At 44.8% G+C, this 16,835-nt stretch carries 6 protein-coding genes; 4 read left to right on the forward strand and 2 right to left on the reverse strand.

All coding sequences use genetic code 11. From position 1 onward, the window contains the following. Positions 1 to 2: 2 nt before the first annotated feature. On the reverse strand, positions 3 to 2,201 hold the full coding sequence (locus tag ACED59_RS19565; RefSeq protein ID WP_029224068.1) for a heparinase II/III family protein: 2,199 nt from the start codon (positions 2,199 to 2,201) through the stop codon (positions 3 to 5). Between the two features lie 332 nt (positions 2,202 to 2,533). Here ACED59_RS19565 and ACED59_RS19570 point away from each other — a divergent pair, with 332 nt between their 5' ends. The 4 genes from ACED59_RS19570 (at position 2,534) to ACED59_RS19585 (ending at position 6,703) form a co-directional block, all read left to right on the forward strand. Then, positions 2,534 to 2,869 (forward strand): cupin domain-containing protein, encoded by a 336-nt coding sequence (locus tag ACED59_RS19570; protein ID WP_009846518.1) that lies wholly within the window; start codon positions 2,534 to 2,536, stop codon positions 2,867 to 2,869. Between the two features lie 34 nt (positions 2,870 to 2,903). Continuing rightward, positions 2,904 to 3,836, forward strand: coding sequence for a sugar kinase (locus ACED59_RS19575; protein WP_009846517.1), 933 nt, complete (start codon positions 2,904 to 2,906; stop codon positions 3,834 to 3,836). Positions 3,837 to 3,909: 73 nt separating this feature from the next. Then, entirely contained in the window at positions 3,910 to 4,536 is a 627-nt protein-coding gene (locus ACED59_RS19580) for a bifunctional 4-hydroxy-2-oxoglutarate aldolase/2-dehydro-3-deoxy-phosphogluconate aldolase (RefSeq protein WP_009846516.1), read from the forward strand. Positions 4,537 to 4,933: 397 nt separating this feature from the next. After that, the gene (locus tag ACED59_RS19585; protein ID WP_017099072.1) at positions 4,934 to 6,703 is read left to right on the forward strand and encodes a sodium:solute symporter family protein; all 1,770 of its coding nucleotides are present in this window, start codon (positions 4,934 to 4,936) and stop codon (positions 6,701 to 6,703) included. A gap of 230 nt (positions 6,704 to 6,933) precedes the next feature. On the opposite strand, the gene ACED59_RS19590 is transcribed toward ACED59_RS19585, so the two are convergent. Next, positions 6,934 to 16,835: cadherin-like domain-containing protein (locus ACED59_RS19590; RefSeq protein WP_371731374.1), on the reverse strand; the 9,902-nt coding region annotated here is incomplete at its 5' end.

Here is a 16,835-nt window from a genome sequence, read left to right on the forward strand (position 1 = left end):
TATTATTTCCCCTGCTCTGCTGTGCTTGCTAATTCTGGGTTTAAAATTGTTTCTACTGAGTAGAAGCCTGTCCAGCTGTATACTTTACCGTTCAGTTCTACTTTGTGTTCAGTGCTCTCAGTCGCGCCAAGTTGGTTGCTGATCATCACTGTCACATTTGACTTCTCTGTGGTGATTTCGACGACTGAACCGACGTTTGTATGCGCTACAACCTTGATGTCTTTCACAACGCCGCGAGCATTTACTGATTGTTCGAACTCTTCGTTAAAGTAACCGTGCGTTTCTAGAACAGAAGCGAACAGTGTTGTTTCGCCTTTGCTACGTAAAATGAATGCAGGCTCTGAACGTAGGTTGAAGCTTGAATCGTTAGCACCAGTGCGAGTAAAGACAACTTCAGCATTGTCGTTAGACGTTGCGCCTAGCCAAGTGTAGTACGTGTTGTTTTGTAGCCAGCTCACAAGTGCTGTGCCCTTGACTTCACCACTTGCGACGTTCCATAAGTGTTGATAACCGAAATCGCTGCCTAGCGTGTTTAACTCTTTGTTTGCTTGGTATTCAAAGTTAGTGCGAACAATTTGACCTTCATATTGATGAGAGTAATCAAATTGGTGCTCGCCTTCGCCGCCTTTTGTAGAATCTAAGCGGTAAAGGTCTAACAATAGCGGCGATTCAAGCTCTTCAAGGTTTAACATAAACACGCTGCGTTGCATGTCAAAACCTTGGTAGTGATCGTTAGCAAATGCACTCATGCCGTTGATTTTCTCGTCTTCTACTTTAAAGAAGTGAGGCAAGCCGTGTACTGAGTCTGCACGCTCAACGTCAAAGTTATTCTGACATTTTTCATCAATGGTTACTGCATTATGAGCAATCGTTTGACGTGCGTAAGATTTGTTTTCATCTAGGTAACGACCGCCGAATTTTGGCTCAACGTTCACCCAACGGCAGAAGCCGTATTCACGTAGCACTTCTTGACCTCGGTTGAAGAAAGAAATACCCAGCGTATCGAAGTTGCCGTGACCCATGCCGTGTTGGCCGTAGTTCATCACTAACTGAGAAACGTCGCCTTTCTTATCCTGCATGCGGATAAAACCTTGCGCGCCGTTGTGACCTTCAGGGCCTTCGTTCAATTCAACACTTGGCCAGAAAGGCATGCCGATTTCTTTTTCAACAGAAGCCGCTTCGTATGCTTTAGATAACTCAAGACCACATGGGTGCATCCATACTGCGTCTTGAATCTTCGCCATACCAAGAATGTTTTGATCTACGCCGTTTTCTGAAGAGTAATGTTTGCTGTAAACACTGACGGCAACTTGAACACCCATGTCTGTGATGCCCATTGTGCGAGATGCATCATTCAGAGCCGGGAATTCACCGTTCGGGTACGCTGTCGCCAGCATTGCTTGTACTGTGTTACCAATCACGCCGCCTTTGTAGTTGTAGATATCAACTTCAGGCATATGACGGTGAATCACTTCAGCGAACACACACGTTGGGCGAATCGCGTAACGGTGGTAGTAAGGGCCTTCCATGTAGTAACCAGAAGGTGCAAACAGCTGAGAAATTTGAGCTAGAAAGCCGCCAGTATCGTTACGGTCGATGCCGTACACTGACATTTCAAGGTACTCGCGCTTGCCTAGAGCAAGACCACAGATACCCACAGCGGCTACTGCCCAAATACCGTGGTTGTGAATGCGGTCGAAGTCGTGTGCGTATTTAACCGTAAACATTTCTAGCATTGGTTCGAAAATGCGCGATTCAATGTTGTCACGCTGCTCTTGTGTCAGTGTTGAAGCAACACAAGAGTAAGCCAAGCTTGAGAACATTAACCAGCAGTGTTCGTTCAAGATTTGGTGGAACAAACGACCTGTAGGGTTAGTGTTTTTCTGTACGTGGTAATCAAACGTTAGATATTTGTCCGCGTACTCTTCTAGTAGTTCTGTAACAAAGTCAGCGTACTTTTGCTCTTTAGTGATCAAGAACATGCGACCAGCTAAGTTCATGTACGTGTAGTTTTGCTTATGGCGGTTATGCTCGTAACCACCCGCTTCTCCGTGACCAGGAACATCAATAGGTAAGCACATGAACGCTTCTAGGTCTTTCGCGTTCGCTGCAATGGTTTTGCCCATTAAGCTAGAACGGCCCACTTCAAGGTGAAGTTGCTCTATTTCTGCTTCAGTCAACAATACTGGTTTAGTCGTCATATTCTTTGTCACCCTCAATAAAGAGTTTATCGGTTTAAACTTTGATTAAATTTTCAAACTCCATATAAAGTAATACAATATTAGCTTTAATTGTACCTATTCGTCGCAAAATGATGAGCAGAATCACATAAACCCGCATAAGCTATTGATATGAATAGATAACACTAAATATCAGGCATTTGTTAAGTTGTTGATTTATTTGCGCTATATAAAGTATCGCTTGATCAATATCACACAACGCTAGATATATTGTATTACAATTAACCTCATTCCCTTATGATGAACACAGTTAAGTAACACTTAAAAGATTTAAACAGATTAGGAGATACACAATGAACTCTTTCTTTATTCTAGATGAAAACCCATGGGAAGAATTGGGCGGTGGTATCAAGCGTAAAATCGTCGCGTACACTGACGATCTTATGGCTGTACACCTATGTTTTGATAAGGGCGCAATTGGCCATCCTCATACTCACGAAATTCACGACCAAATCGGTTATGTTGTTCGTGGTAGCTTCGAAGCTGAAATCGAAGGTGAAAAGAAAGTGCTTAAAGAAGGCGATGCTTACTTCGCGCGTAAACACATGATGCACGGCGCCGTTGCTCTAGAGCAAGACAGCATCCTTCTTGATATCTTCAATCCTGCGCGTGAAGATTTCCTAAAATAATAACTAGCGCAACCTCAGTTGCTAAGGTAAGCATATGAAATCATTAAACATCGCGGTCATTGGCGAGTGCATGGTTGAGCTACAACAGAAACAAGACGGGCTTCAGCAGAGTTTTGGTGGCGATACACTGAATACAGCACTTTACTTGTCTCGCTTAACAAAAGAGCAAGATATCAACACGAGCTACGTAACAGCACTAGGCACTGACCCATTCAGTACCGACATGTTAGAAAAGTGGCAAGCGGAAGGTATCGACACTAGCTTAATTGCTCAGCTTGATCACAAACAACCAGGGCTTTACTACATCGAGACCGATGAAACTGGTGAACGCAGTTTCCACTACTGGCGTAATGATGCTGCAGCAAAATTCATGTTTGACCAGCAAGACACGCCTGCTCTACTTGATAAGCTATTTTCTTTTGACGCGGTTTACCTAAGTGGTATTACGCTTGCTATCTTGACAGAGAACGGACGCGCACAGCTATTCAGCTTCTTAGACAAATTCAAAGCTCAAGGCGGCCAAGTATTCTTCGACAATAACTTTCGTCCAAAACTTTGGGAAAGCCAACAAGAAGCGATTTCTTGGTACTTGAAGATGCTTAAGTACACCGACACAGCGCTACTGACGTTCGATGACGAGCAAGAGCTGTACGGTGACGAAAGCATTGAACAGTGTATTGCACGTACGTCTGAGTCTGGAGTGAAAGAGATCATCATTAAGCGTGGCGCGAAAGACTGCCTAGTGGTTGAAAGCCAAAGTGCTCAGTACGTTGCACCAAACCCAGTAGACAGCATCGTTGATACAACAGCGGCTGGCGATTCGTTCAGTGCAGGCTTCTTGGCTAAACGCTTGAGCGGTGGCAATGCGCGTGATGCAGCATTAGCAGGTCACATTGTGGCAGGGACTGTGATTCAGCATCCAGGTGCTATCATTCCTCTAGAAGCGACCCCTGATTTGTCTCTATAATTGCGCACTTTAACTATTAATCAAGGGTTTGCTTAGTTGAAAGCAGACCCATTATTAACGTGAGAAAGAATTCATGACTACATTAAATGAACAACTAGCAAACCTAAAAGTAATCCCTGTAATCGCTATCAACCGTGCTGAAGATGCCATCCCCCTAGGCAAAGCACTGGTTGAAAACGGCATGCCATGTGCAGAAATCACACTGCGTACAGAATGTGCAATCGAAGCGATTCGTATCATGCGTAAAGAATTCCCAGACATGTTAATCGGTTCAGGTACTGTACTGACTAACGAGCAAGTTGACGCATCTATCGAAGCTGGCGTTGATTTCATCGTAAGCCCAGGTTTTAACCCACGTACTGTTCAATACTGTATCGACAAAGGTGTTGCAATCGTACCGGGTGTTAACAACCCAAGCCTAGTTGAACAAGCAATGGAAATGGGTCTTCGCACGTTGAAGTTCTTCCCTGCTGAACCTTCAGGCGGTACTGGTATGCTTAAAGCACTAACAGCAGTTTACCCTGTTAAATTTATGCCTACTGGCGGCGTAAGCTTGAAGAATGTAGATGAATACCTATCGATCCCTTCTGTTCTTGCGTGTGGCGGTACTTGGATGGTTCCAACTAACCTTATCGACGAAGGTAAGTGGGACGAACTAGGCAAGCTTGTTCGTGACGCTGTCGAGCTAGTCAATAGATAGATTCGCGTTAACCGGCTGACACTTGTTCAACGACGAAAGCGAGCTCTGTGCTCGCTTTTTTATTACGTGATATAAAGTGGACACACCTATTTTATTTTTAACCATACTTATTAGAGTTTTGTCGCTTCTCAATCAACACGCTCGCTCAACTAATCCCTATAACCACACGGATATTTGTATTATTATTTTAAATACTTACTTTCAAGTATTTATCCAACGACAACGATGAAATTTGAAATAATTGCAAAAAATTAAGCTCTTAAACGGCTTTAAGTGCCATCTATGATGAAATAAACATGCGCCCCAGATCACGCTAAAGACATATTGTAGTACAAATAAACATGCAGAAGGAGTAATCTAGATGTCAGTTAATTATGAAACTTAAAAGGCTGAAAAGATGACTATTGATACTTTTGTTGTTCTCGCCTACTTCTTCTTTTTAATCGCGATTGGTTGGATGTTCCGTAAGTTCACCACCTCTACAAGTGATTACTTCAGAGGGGGCGGCAAAATGTTGTGGTGGATGGTTGGTGCAACCGCCTTCATGACACAGTTTTCAGCATGGACGTTTACAGGTGCCGCAGGACGCGCGTTCAATGACGGTTTCGTTATTGTAATCCTATTCCTAGCCAATGCTTTTGGCTATTTCATGAACTATATGTACTTCGCTCCAAAGTTCCGCCAACTTCGTGTGGTAACGGCGATCGAAGCCATTCGTCAACGCTTTGGTAAAACGTCTGAACAGTTCTTCACATGGGCAGGTATGCCTGACAGTCTTATCTCTGCAGGTATCTGGCTAAACGGTCTCGCTATCTTCGTAGCTGCTGTATTCAACATCCCAATGGAAGCAACCATTGTGGTAACGGGTATGGTTCTAGTATTGATGGCAGTAACAGGCGGCTCTTGGGCGGTTGTTGCTTCTGACTTCATGCAAATGCTTGTAATCATGGCCGTGACAATCACTTGTGCGGTTGCGGCTTACTTCCACGGTGGTGGCTTAACTAACATCGTTGCTAACTTCGACGGCGACTTCATGTTAGGTAACAACCTAAACTACATGAGCATCTTCATCCTTTGGGTTGTGTTCATCTTCGTGAAGCAATTCGGTGTAATGAACAACAGCATCAACGCTTACCGTTACCTATGTGCAAAAGACAGTGAAAACGCACGTAAAGCGGCAGGCCTAGCATGTATCCTTATGGTTGTTGGTCCACTAATTTGGTTCCTACCACCATGGTACGTAAGTGCATTCATGCCTGAGTTCGCATTAGAGTACGCTTCAATGGGTGATAAAGCGGGTGATGCTGCTTACCTAGCATTCGTACAGAACGTAATGCCAGCAGGTATGGTTGGTCTTCTTATGTCAGCAATGTTCGCTGCAACGATGTCTTCTATGGATTCAGGTTTGAACCGTAATGCTGGTATCTTTGTAATGAACTTCTACAGCCCGATTCTTCGTCAAAATGCGACTCAGAAAGAACTGGTTATTGTAAGTAAGCTAACGACTATTATGATGGGTGTTATCATCATCGCGATTGGCTTGTTCATTAACTCTCTACGTCACTTGAGCTTGTTCGATATCGTAATGAACGTAGGTGCGTTAATTGGCTTCCCAATGCTTATCCCTGTACTACTTGGTATGTGGATTCGTAAGACGCCTGACTGGGCTGGTTGGTCTACTCTCGTGGTTGGTGGTTTCGTTTCTTACATCTTCGGTATCTCGCTTCAAGCAGAAGACATCGAGCACCTATTCGGTATGGAAACAGCGCTTACTGGCCGTGAATGGAGCGACTTGAAAGTAGGTCTTAGCTTAGCTGCTCACGTAGTGTTTACTGGTGGTTACTTCATGCTAACTTCTCGCTTCTACAAAGGCCTATCGCCTGAACGTGAGAAAGAAGTTGACCAACTATTCACTAACTGGAACACACCATTAGTAGCGGAAGGTGAAGAGCAACAAAACCTAGATACTAAACAGCGTTCAATGCTTGGTAAGCTTATCAGCACAGCAGGTTTCGGTATCCTAGCAATGGCTCTGATTCCAAACGAACCAACAGGACGCTTGTTGTTCCTACTATGTGGTTCGATGGTACTAACCGTTGGTATCCTACTGGTTAATGCGGCAAAAAGCCCTGCAAAAAAGCTAAATGATGGAGCGATTCTCAAATAGTATAGAGAAAAAACACTATTCGCTTAGCTGATATAACACATAAAATAATGCCCATGCTTCCCCCGACAGCATGGGCTTTTTGTTGTTTTATCGAGGCTATTGTTTTATCGAGGCTATTGGTTTATCGGACTCATTCAGCAAGATTTAATAAAAAATAGGCCAGCATTGCTGGCCTATTTCGTTATGGTTTAGTTATTCACTTCTAATCACTAGCGCTTATCAATTGAGCGTTAACCGTGAGTCATGACATTTTGTTGCACTAGCGCATCCAGAATATCAGAAGGCATGGTGCCATTTAACGTCAGCTGAGGCGCAAGATCTTCAACCACAATCACTTGTTCTGTAGTGCCTAAGCCATCAGGGTTAATCGTAAGTTCAATATCATCCCCGTCAACCTTCGCATCAATGTGTTGCAGCAGTGTTGTTATATCTGGTGAGGCACTTTTCAGCTCAGGTAACACTTCTCTTAGATCGAGTTGGTCTCCTTCAGATAGGCTAAAGTCGGTAATCGTATCTTCGACACCATCTTCGATGTTGAACCATACAAACGAATCCATACCATCTCCACCGGTTAGAATATCTGAACCGCCGCCGCCAATGAGTGTGTCGTTACCGTCACCGCCCACGAGCGTATCGTCACCCGAACCACCTTCCAGACGATCATTTCCAGATCCCGCTGTCAGGTCGATATTGCCAGCCCCTGCCAATAACTGAACATCGTCGGTTTCTGTAGCTAAATCGATATCAACCCCGTTAGACACAATGTTCAAGTTGAGATCTATCGAAGCCGATGTTGCAGTATCGCTGTTATCTAGCTCTTCTGAAACCGCCTCCACTTTGAGTGTGTAGCTTCCCGGCGTATCAGAAAGCCCAACCACTTTCACAGTGTCAATCGCATCCGCCGTGGCAATCCAAACTCCACCACCGACATCAGTCACTGAACCCACATCACTCGTAATTTGAGCACCAACAGGCACATCACTGATACGTAGCGTTAGCTCTTCCGTAATATCTGTCAAGGCAGCAATAATACCAACCAAAGGAACGCCGCTAGCGCTTACTGACTGGTTAGCGGTGATATTTCTGACGTAGTTAGACGCAGTATCAATCGACAAAGTCGGCGCATTCGCCACAGGAGTCACTGCGATATCATAGATAACTGGCGTGGTTTCAATGACGATACCAGAAGGGTTTCCGCTATCTTTCGCGATGACTTCCAAGCCAATGCTATTGGTTGGAGACAGGCTCGCATCCAGATAAACACCCGCAGGGCTAGTCGGTGTGTCAATCAATGCATTTAGGTCGCTCAACGTACCTACTAAGATAACCGAACCTGTGTTGTTGCCATTCACCATCACAGTTGTCACGGCAGGCAGCGACACATTTAACGTTCCGTAATCCACCGTCAAAGTGACCGTCATCAAGTCATTAGAAAATGAATCAACATAATCAGGATCACTGACATTGATGCCACTCAGCAGCTGACCCGATTCTTCATCAATAAAATCAGTGACATTGTCACCATTAACAACAGGTGTATCGTTAACACCTTGTACCACAACGCTGATTTCCGCGGTATCCGTTAAGAAATCATTTGAGCCATTGGTTGTACCGTTATCTTCTACTGTATAGGTGAATGTAACATCGCCATTGTAATCATCAGCTGCCGTGAATACCCAGTATGGGCCATTAATCGAATTGTCATCCGCCCCACCAACGTTCTCAAACTTCTGAATTTGCCCCTGACCTTGATCGATTTCGACCTTAGTTACCGTAATGGCATGCCCCTCAGGGTCTGTCGTCGCTGTAATCAGGTCTTCAGCTTTGATGATTAGCTGACCTTCTTCAAGCATGGTGCCCAAATCAATATCGGTTGCCACTGGTTGGTCGTTAACTTCTGTAACTACAAGGCTGATTTCCGCACTGCCCACTTTGAAGTCCGGCGAACCGTCGGTTGTACCATCATCGATAATGGAGTAATTGAATTTGACGTCTCCATTATAATCATCAGCTGCCGTGAACACCCAGTATGGACCATTAATCGAATTGTCATCCGCCCCAGCAATGTTCTCAAACCTCTGAAGCTGACCTTGACCTTGATTTTGAGTAAGGCTGATATCTGTTACGGTAAGGTTATGATTTTCGATATCAGAGCTTGCCGTAATCAAGTCACCCTCAACAATCACGATTTGGCCATCTTCCGGAATCGAGCCCAAATCAACATTGGCCGCTATCGGAGCATCATTATATTCCGTCACTTTAATAGTGAAGGTAGTTTGATTCGTTTGAGCGGTATTCGGATCACCCGCATCAATCAAACCGTTATTACCACCGTCATCGATCGTAGCATTAATGGTCACTAACCCACCCAGATTGAGATAGTTCTGATCCGGGTCCGGTTTGAACGTAACCTCGCCATTAGTTAGCGCTGCATTGATGTCAGCTTCTTTACCTGTCATGACAAGTGAGCCATCAGCCTGCAATACAAATGTCACACCATTGGATTGAGTGCTTGGGAGTACAAACTCGCCCTGTGCACCCGGCAGTGTTTGGTCAACTTTTAGCGTCAGTACATACGGTGCATCTGGATTATCAAAGTTTGCGTCGATATCGTAGATACTAAAGTTGTTGATTGCCACGCCAGTAGAGTCTTCTGTCGTTTCAAGGTTAGTCACATTGACAAAGGTCGGTTGATCGTTGATAGGATCAATCACTAAATCAACATTGAAACTCGTTGGTGTGCCTAAATGCTCCGTGTTATCAGCATCTGTATCCACAGAACGAACGGTAATCTGCAGTGGACCATTAATACCCAAAGCATTACCTGTATCACTATTATGTTCGCCAGAGTTAAATACGATCTTATCTAACGACTGAGCTGGGACGTTTAGTGTCCAGAGTTGCGTCGCTGGATCATAGCTACCTATAGTGGTTCCGTCAGGGTAGTAGATAGAAGCATCTTGAGGAACACCAGCCACTTCGACTCGAAGGGTTTCGGGTGCATTTTCGGTATACGTTCCGCTTCCTGTGGCCGACAACTCTTTATCTAAAATAGTCGCATTGATTTCGATATCAATATTCTGCCCTTCGTTGCCTGTTACAGAGTCCGTAGGATTGGTATCAACATCGTCACCAACAGGCACCACATGCAGTTTGAAGCTTGGTAAGTTTGCAGCCGCAGTCGGTACACCAAGTAGCGACTCTTGAGTGAACACTTCAACACCAAACTCAGCAGTACCACTGAAGTTTTTAGGCGGTAAAATCGAAATTTCACTTAAGTCGAATGAAAGCCCAGAAGCTTGAGGCAATTGAACACTCCACTCACCGCCACCGTTGTTTTTCACAGTGTAAGCAGAACCAGCATCTACACGCATCTGGAAGCCATCAGGTACATCGGTGAACTTAATCGATACAAACTGTTCTGATCCATCAAGGTCAGTCAGTGCAATCGATACAGGTCCTGTACCTGACAAGGAAATAAGCTGGTCTTCGTTGCCGGTAATCTCGATTACATCAGGATCACTACCCGGCCCAGAGACATGTACATCATCAACAACCGGAACAACATCAAAACGAACACTTGTATTGAAGGTATCGGAGTCGGTTGCAGTGCCTACCGGAAAAGCAGAATCATTGTAGGTTGCGGTATCTGTAACTGTACCACTTACATTAATCTGCACTTGGTTAATATCATTTCCAGTTGGGTAGTTTTCTATCGCCCTAAAGAGGACATTATCGAGCGCCCCCGCCGCGATTTCAGCTTGATTAAACGTGACTGAGGTACCAAGTGAGGTACCCGTATTGTCATAGAATGCCCCTATTGAAGGGTCATCCAACGTCAAAGTAATGGATGTAAACGCCTCTTGCCCCCCTTCGACGCCTGATACCTGATCCGAAATAGTCGAATTGAAGTCGAGTTGAATGTAGGTGTCTTCGTAACCCACCTGATCTTGTCCAGCCTGACCGTCGTTATCAACAGGATTAAAGGCATCATCAAGCGAACCGACGACATTCACCTCAATCGTAGGATCCGTCTCTGCATCTGGCGCGACTTTGATGACGACGTCGGTAACTAACGTTTTCTCATCACCAGAGAGCGTATCTTTGGTCACTATGGTTAGTGGTAATCTAAAGTCACCAGAGTAGTCTGCCGGTAAGTTAAGTAACAGCCCTGAGAAATCAGTTGGAACGCCCTGTTCAACGGTTGTTTCGAATACATATTTTCCATTAACAAAATCGACTTCACTGCTTCCCGCTAAACTAATTGGGAAAGTGCCTCCTGGGTTAATGGTCACGGAGTCATCAATGATAATGGTCACTTGGTCTACCGAAGCGTCTTCTCCAGAGAAAGTGATCAAACTATCTAGCGCAGCTCCCAAATCTAGCTGTGTGTCCTCGATGGCATCGACAACACTGTTTGGTGTCATCGTAATATCTGCTGCGACCTCACCTCCCCCGACAAGTACTTCTGGGAATGACAATGTCACTTCGCCTTCCCGAATAACGGCAGGAGATGACTCAACCTCAACACCATCACCGCGATCAACCACCGTACTAAAGATAGTCATCTTGATGTCATTGAATACGTCTGGAAGATTAGAAATAGGAGGGAAACCAAGACCATTAGGAGCACTGATACTAAACAAGTCCTCATTCGTCACAACCCAACGACCATCGCCTTCATAAGCCGCGCCAATAACGAGTAATTGATTCAATACGTCATCTGATAATGGAGTCTTATTCGGGTCATTATTCGTTAATTGAATAACCAGTTGGTCGACTTCCTCAATAGCAGATGATGCATCGGTTTCTTGATATCGAATAACAAATTCATCCGTGGCGGACGGATTGTCGCTGTTGGTTGTAAACTTGAGTACACCAGTCAAAGGATCGGCGCTCACCGTACCCAAAGAACCAGTTCCAGCCACGTCGTCGACGATAAGCTGATTATCGATGCCATCATGAGTCTCAACAACGGGTCTTACGATAACATTGATCGTACCTTTAACCGTCGCAGTCGCAATACCCTCACCTGGGTTAGAAGAGTCCACATATTCGTGATCACGCTCCTCAACGTCTACCTCTGTCGTCAATGTGAAATCAACGCTAGAGTCAGTTGGCGGAGTCATTTGAATAAAGTTATTCGCTAATGCAATTTGGGTAAATTGTTCCGGCGTCTGATTCGCGTCTTTAGGGGTAATCGTTAACGTACCCGCACCATCATTCACAACAGTCACATCACCATTTACGGTGGGTGTGACACCCGGTGGAATACCGGAAATCTTAATTGAAGTGAAATGCTCGTCAGAGTCGATATAGTCAACGCCTTCAGGATGCCAATCGATGTTGATAGCAGTATCTTCGCTCCCGTTTGTGACGTTGTTGTAGGTTGCTGAGGTATCGATGATAGGCTCAACCAACACTCGAATTTCTTGATCAAAAGAAAGTGTGTGACCGTCGTTTTCCGTTACGATCACTTTGCCTTGAATATGGATATTCTCGGTCGAAGAGTCGACAGGTCGAATACGAATACCTGACGTTGTACCCGCCTCCGTAATATTAGCTTCGTAGATAGGTTTTGATAAATCAGGGCTACCACCCGGTCCGGTTTCGTAACCCACAAAGTTAAGATCAATAACCGTACCGTCCCCATCCTCGATTATAACGCCATCAGGAATACCCGATAAGATAACCGTTATTGATTCGGAACCATCGTCCGGTAATGGTGTAGTGCCGGTGTCAGGCTTTCTCTCACCCGACAATACCGTGAAGTCAAGCAGAGCAAAGCTGTCGCCGTTTTGACTCTCTTGAATCGTCGTTTGAACACCGCTTGCAGTACCATCTGTAATTGCGGTCCAATCGGTACCATTCGTCCCACCATAAGGTGTGTCAGCAACTCCTTTCACTTCAACGTTAACCGTTTTAGTACCGAGTATTTCTACATCGACTTGTTGTGGGTTGGTTGACAGGTTTGCTGTGTCCTTCACTACACCTGTAACATCAAAAGTGAAATCGACATTGCTGTGTTTAGTTGGAACCACCTCAACGTTAGCCAAATCGGAATACGCTATTTCGTGGTAATTGGTACCACTGACAATAGGAACTACCGTGGTTGTACCCACAAAGTAAAGCACTGCGCCTTCTGTAATATTGCTGATACGAACAAACAGTTCTTCAGAGCCATCCGTATCGACCGACCCTGTCATGGTGATGACTTCGTCTAGCGTGAATGCATCTTTGTTATCCAAAGGCCCAAGGTAGTCGGGATTATCAATATTGTCTTCGTTGATTTGAATGCGATTTACACTGAACTTTCCAGGGTCAGCGTCAGCAGTGACATCAATAATGATGTTTTGCTCTACAGAACGAGCCTTAGTTTTATCATTTGCCCCACCGTTAGCAGTATCTTCATAAGGATTCAGTGTTTCCTCTGTAACCGCTGTTGCTTCGAACTCTATCTGACCCGAGAAATTATCAATAGGGTTAACCACGGTGGTGTTAATGTCTTCTGCCGCTATTTTATATACACCACCCGCCGTCAGCGTAAGCACATTGCCGTCTTTATCAAGAAGCTCAAACTTTCCGTCACCTTCAACAACTTTCAACTCATAAGTGATCGTTTCAGTTTGGCTACTATCTTGTGATACTGCGTTTAGCTGCAACGTGACGTTGTCTTCATCTTCATTGACTTGATACTGATAAGTGCTGTTACCATCATCCCAAGTTGCAATATCCGCTACCGCTTCAATCTCGATTTTGAAACTTGAGTTTACTTTGTGGTCAAGAGTGCCTCCATTATCGATCTCCAATTGATAGCGGATCTCAACGCCATTACTATCTGAACCATAGTTTTGGTCAGGAACGAAATAAAGGTTTTCGATGGTTGCAATGGTTTGTCTTACTTCACTTGGGTTTAAAGCATAGCTTTGTTGCATTTGAGGCGGTCCAAATAATATTTGACCGTTAGTTTCAGGCGTTAACTTGTGATACTCACCACCCTCAAAGTAATAGAACGTGCCTCTATGGTTACTGTTTTTTATAATCAGTTGACCGATAGACTCGCTGTTATCCCTGTCATTCAGGTTAACCTGAAGCGCAACTTGAGCTGGTGCATTAGGTAAACCGCTTTGGTTGTCTTGTATATTTTCAAGAATCGGAGCATCACCTGCAGCATATGGTATTGTTGAGTCTCTACCCGCATCCTCAAAGGTGGTCACTGTCAGCGCGATCTTCGACGAATTCCTATCCGTAATAGTGATGTCCAAGGGTGTCGATGACGTATCTGAATCGCCATCCTTCGCTGTTACATTAATAGAGAAATTAATTTCATCACCAACATGCTCTAAGTAATTATTGGCTCTAAACTCAATCTCACCATTTGAGTTTATTTTCAGTCGACCCAGCTCTCGAGGATCAACAGCGCCATTGATCTGCTCATATACTCGTACCTCTTGAGTACCACTATTTAAATCGAAGTCACTACTGTAAGACCCACTGTTCCCTGAACGGAAAACAATTCCACTTCCGTCAAATGCTTCAATTTTGCTCAGTTCCGCGCCATCGGCACCGACATCTGTAGAATCAGCAAACATATCGACTATAGAGCCGCGATAACCCTGACCTTCAACACGAGTAATCGATTGTGTTGTCACTAATGGAATATCATCAGTGACTGTTATTTTGAGATCAATCGCATTCGATTGGTCTTGATCAAAATCTTCAGCAACGATTGAGAAATCAAGATCTATCGCGTTCTCGTTTGCACCGTCAGGGTGCTTCAGTGGTTTAAACAATTCAAACTGATAACTGTTATCAGAGGTATCGAAAACAATCTCAAACACGGCTTCATTGCTGGTTGCAGTTTGAGCAACATAGGTGAATGTTGTGCCGTTTTGTGAAACAGCTAGCCACTCTAAGCTTTCTCCATCGGAGGTTAAACCGCTCAAGACTAAATCTTCATCAACCAGTTCATACTTCACAACGCCATCGGCACCTTCATCGACGGTGAACAGTCCATTGATAATGGTGTCTTCAGATTGATCCGAACCTATGCCTGAAAGGTCGTCTTCATCGACAACCGTTTCGCCTGTCGGCGGCGCCATTACCGGAACATCATCAATGACTTGAATTGGTAATTGATACTGGTTGGAATCATCGCCATCACCGTCTACCGCCACAACATCAAATGGTATGGTTAGGTTGTTCGGCGTAGTAGCGTGGTTTAGAGGGCCAAGCAAGGTAAATGTGTATGACCCATCGTTACCCAGTGCAAGAGTAAAAATCGGAGTCCCACTTGTGGTCGCACCTTGGTAGGTGGTTGTGTTCGCAGCCCCAGTGACCTCAGTGATCGAAATCGCTTCATTGCCTGATGTCAGAGTAGTTTCTAGAGTGGCTACGTTACGCAGTTCGTAAACCTCTACTTGGTCTGCACCTTCTGTGGTCACAAACGAACCTGTCGCTTGAGCCACAACAGAGCCTAAATCATCTTCATCAACAACAAACGTACTCGCGACTGTTGTATCCGTAATGACGGGTACATCATCAGTAATAGTCACCGTAAGAGGCTTAATTACTGAATCCGTATTGTCTTGGTCGACCGCAATAACTGGCAAAGTGAAGATTTGAACGTTATTACCTTGCACAGGCAGGTGATCTAACTCTTCTAACAATGTGAAGGTATATTGACCAAGCACCAAACTATCAAAAGTGATGGTGAAAATGTCCGTTTGGACACCACCGTTTTCTACGAAGCCAATATAATTGTCGCTGTTTAGAGGATCTTCTTTTAGCTTAACAACCAGACCATCCGATTTTAGGTCCCCAGTTGTGTTGAACTGCGCAGTATCAATACGGAAGTGGTTCACATCATCACTACCAGATGTAAACGTCATTGTTCCGGTTTGAGTGACCGTTATGCTCGGAGAGGTGCCATCAAGCAGGTTTGCTTCAGCCAAAGCGACTGGTGGTATGTTATCAATAACAGGCGGAGCACCATCTGAAATAGTAAGCGTAACGGTCGACGTGACTTCGTCACCATCTTTATCTTCAGACGTGACCGTAATCGTCTTAACAATATCGCCCCCTGAATGATTGAGGTTGCGATTAGGTTCGAAACGGACATCACCTTCCAGAGTGATATACAGTTTACCTTCAGCAACAGGGAAAACCTGCTCTCCAGTTGTCCCCTGAATTAACGTGTACACGTTGTTATCGTAAGTAAACTGGGTAATCGTTGCCCCGTCGGCACTTTGGTTTGGCATCACATCAACAGTGCCTGTCGTGACAACACCAGCGGCTAAATCTGCAACCGTTGGTTCCGTAATGCTCAGCGTTTGATTTTGCATGCCTTGAACGTCATCGCTGACCGTTACTTTCAATGGCGACATCAATGAGTCATCACCATCGCGGTCTACCGCATAAACGGGCAGTTCAAAGCTCAAGTCATTATTTGCTTGGCCATCAGCATGATCCAATGCTTCAAGTAGCGTAAAGGTGTATTCACCCACCGTGCTAGTAGAGAAGCTAATAGTAAAGACCGGAACTTCTGGGTTGGCTCCGTCTTTCACAAAGCCGATGTACCCCCCAGTCGTGTTTGGATCCGCTTTAAGCTCAACGACCAACCCATTCGATTTGAGCAAACCATTAGTATTAAATTGGTTCGGTTCAATGCGGAAACTGGTGACATTATCACTTTGATTGGTGAACTGAATTGTCTCAGTTTGACTCACAGGCACGGTGCTTGCTGCCGAGCCATCGGTTAGATTAGATTCTGATAGCGTGACGCTAGGAATAGTATTGATGATTGGAATATCACCATCGGTGATGGTCAAAGTCACGGTGGATGTCACCGGATCTTTATCAAAGTCACTTGACGTCACTACGATTGTTTTAACGATGTCTTCGTTGTTTGTATGAACTAAATCGCGATTGGATTCAAAACGCACTTCACCTTGCAGGGTGATGACTAACGTCCCTTCAGTGAAACCAAACCGCTGCTCACCAGTATCTGTTTGAATCAATGTTCTAAGTTGTCCGTCATAAACGAACTGAGTGATTGTTGCACCATCTGCACTTTGAACTGGCATCACATCGACAGTGCCTGTCGTAACAACACCGGCAGCTAAATCTGCAA

This window comes from Vibrio sp. FF266, from assembly GCF_041439695.1.
Classification (GTDB): Bacteria; Pseudomonadota; Gammaproteobacteria; order Enterobacterales; family Vibrionaceae; genus Vibrio; species Vibrio tasmaniensis_A.

Excerpts from the sequence above, each read along its gene's own strand:
- ACED59_RS19575 (WP_009846517.1), top strand. The coding sequence starts at position 2,904 with ATGAAATCATTAAACATCGCGGTCATTGGCGAGTGCATGGTTGAGCTA.
- ACED59_RS19570 (WP_009846518.1), top strand. The coding sequence starts at position 2,534 with ATGAACTCTTTCTTTATTCTAGATGAAAACCCATGGGAAGAATTGGGC.
- ACED59_RS19585 (WP_017099072.1), top strand. The coding sequence starts at position 4,934 with ATGACTATTGATACTTTTGTTGTTCTCGCCTACTTCTTCTTTTTAATC.
- ACED59_RS19565 (WP_029224068.1), bottom strand. The coding sequence starts at position 2,201 with ATGACGACTAAACCAGTATTGTTGACTGAAGCAGAAATAGAGCAACTT.
- ACED59_RS19580 (WP_009846516.1), top strand. The coding sequence starts at position 3,910 with ATGACTACATTAAATGAACAACTAGCAAACCTAAAAGTAATCCCTGTA.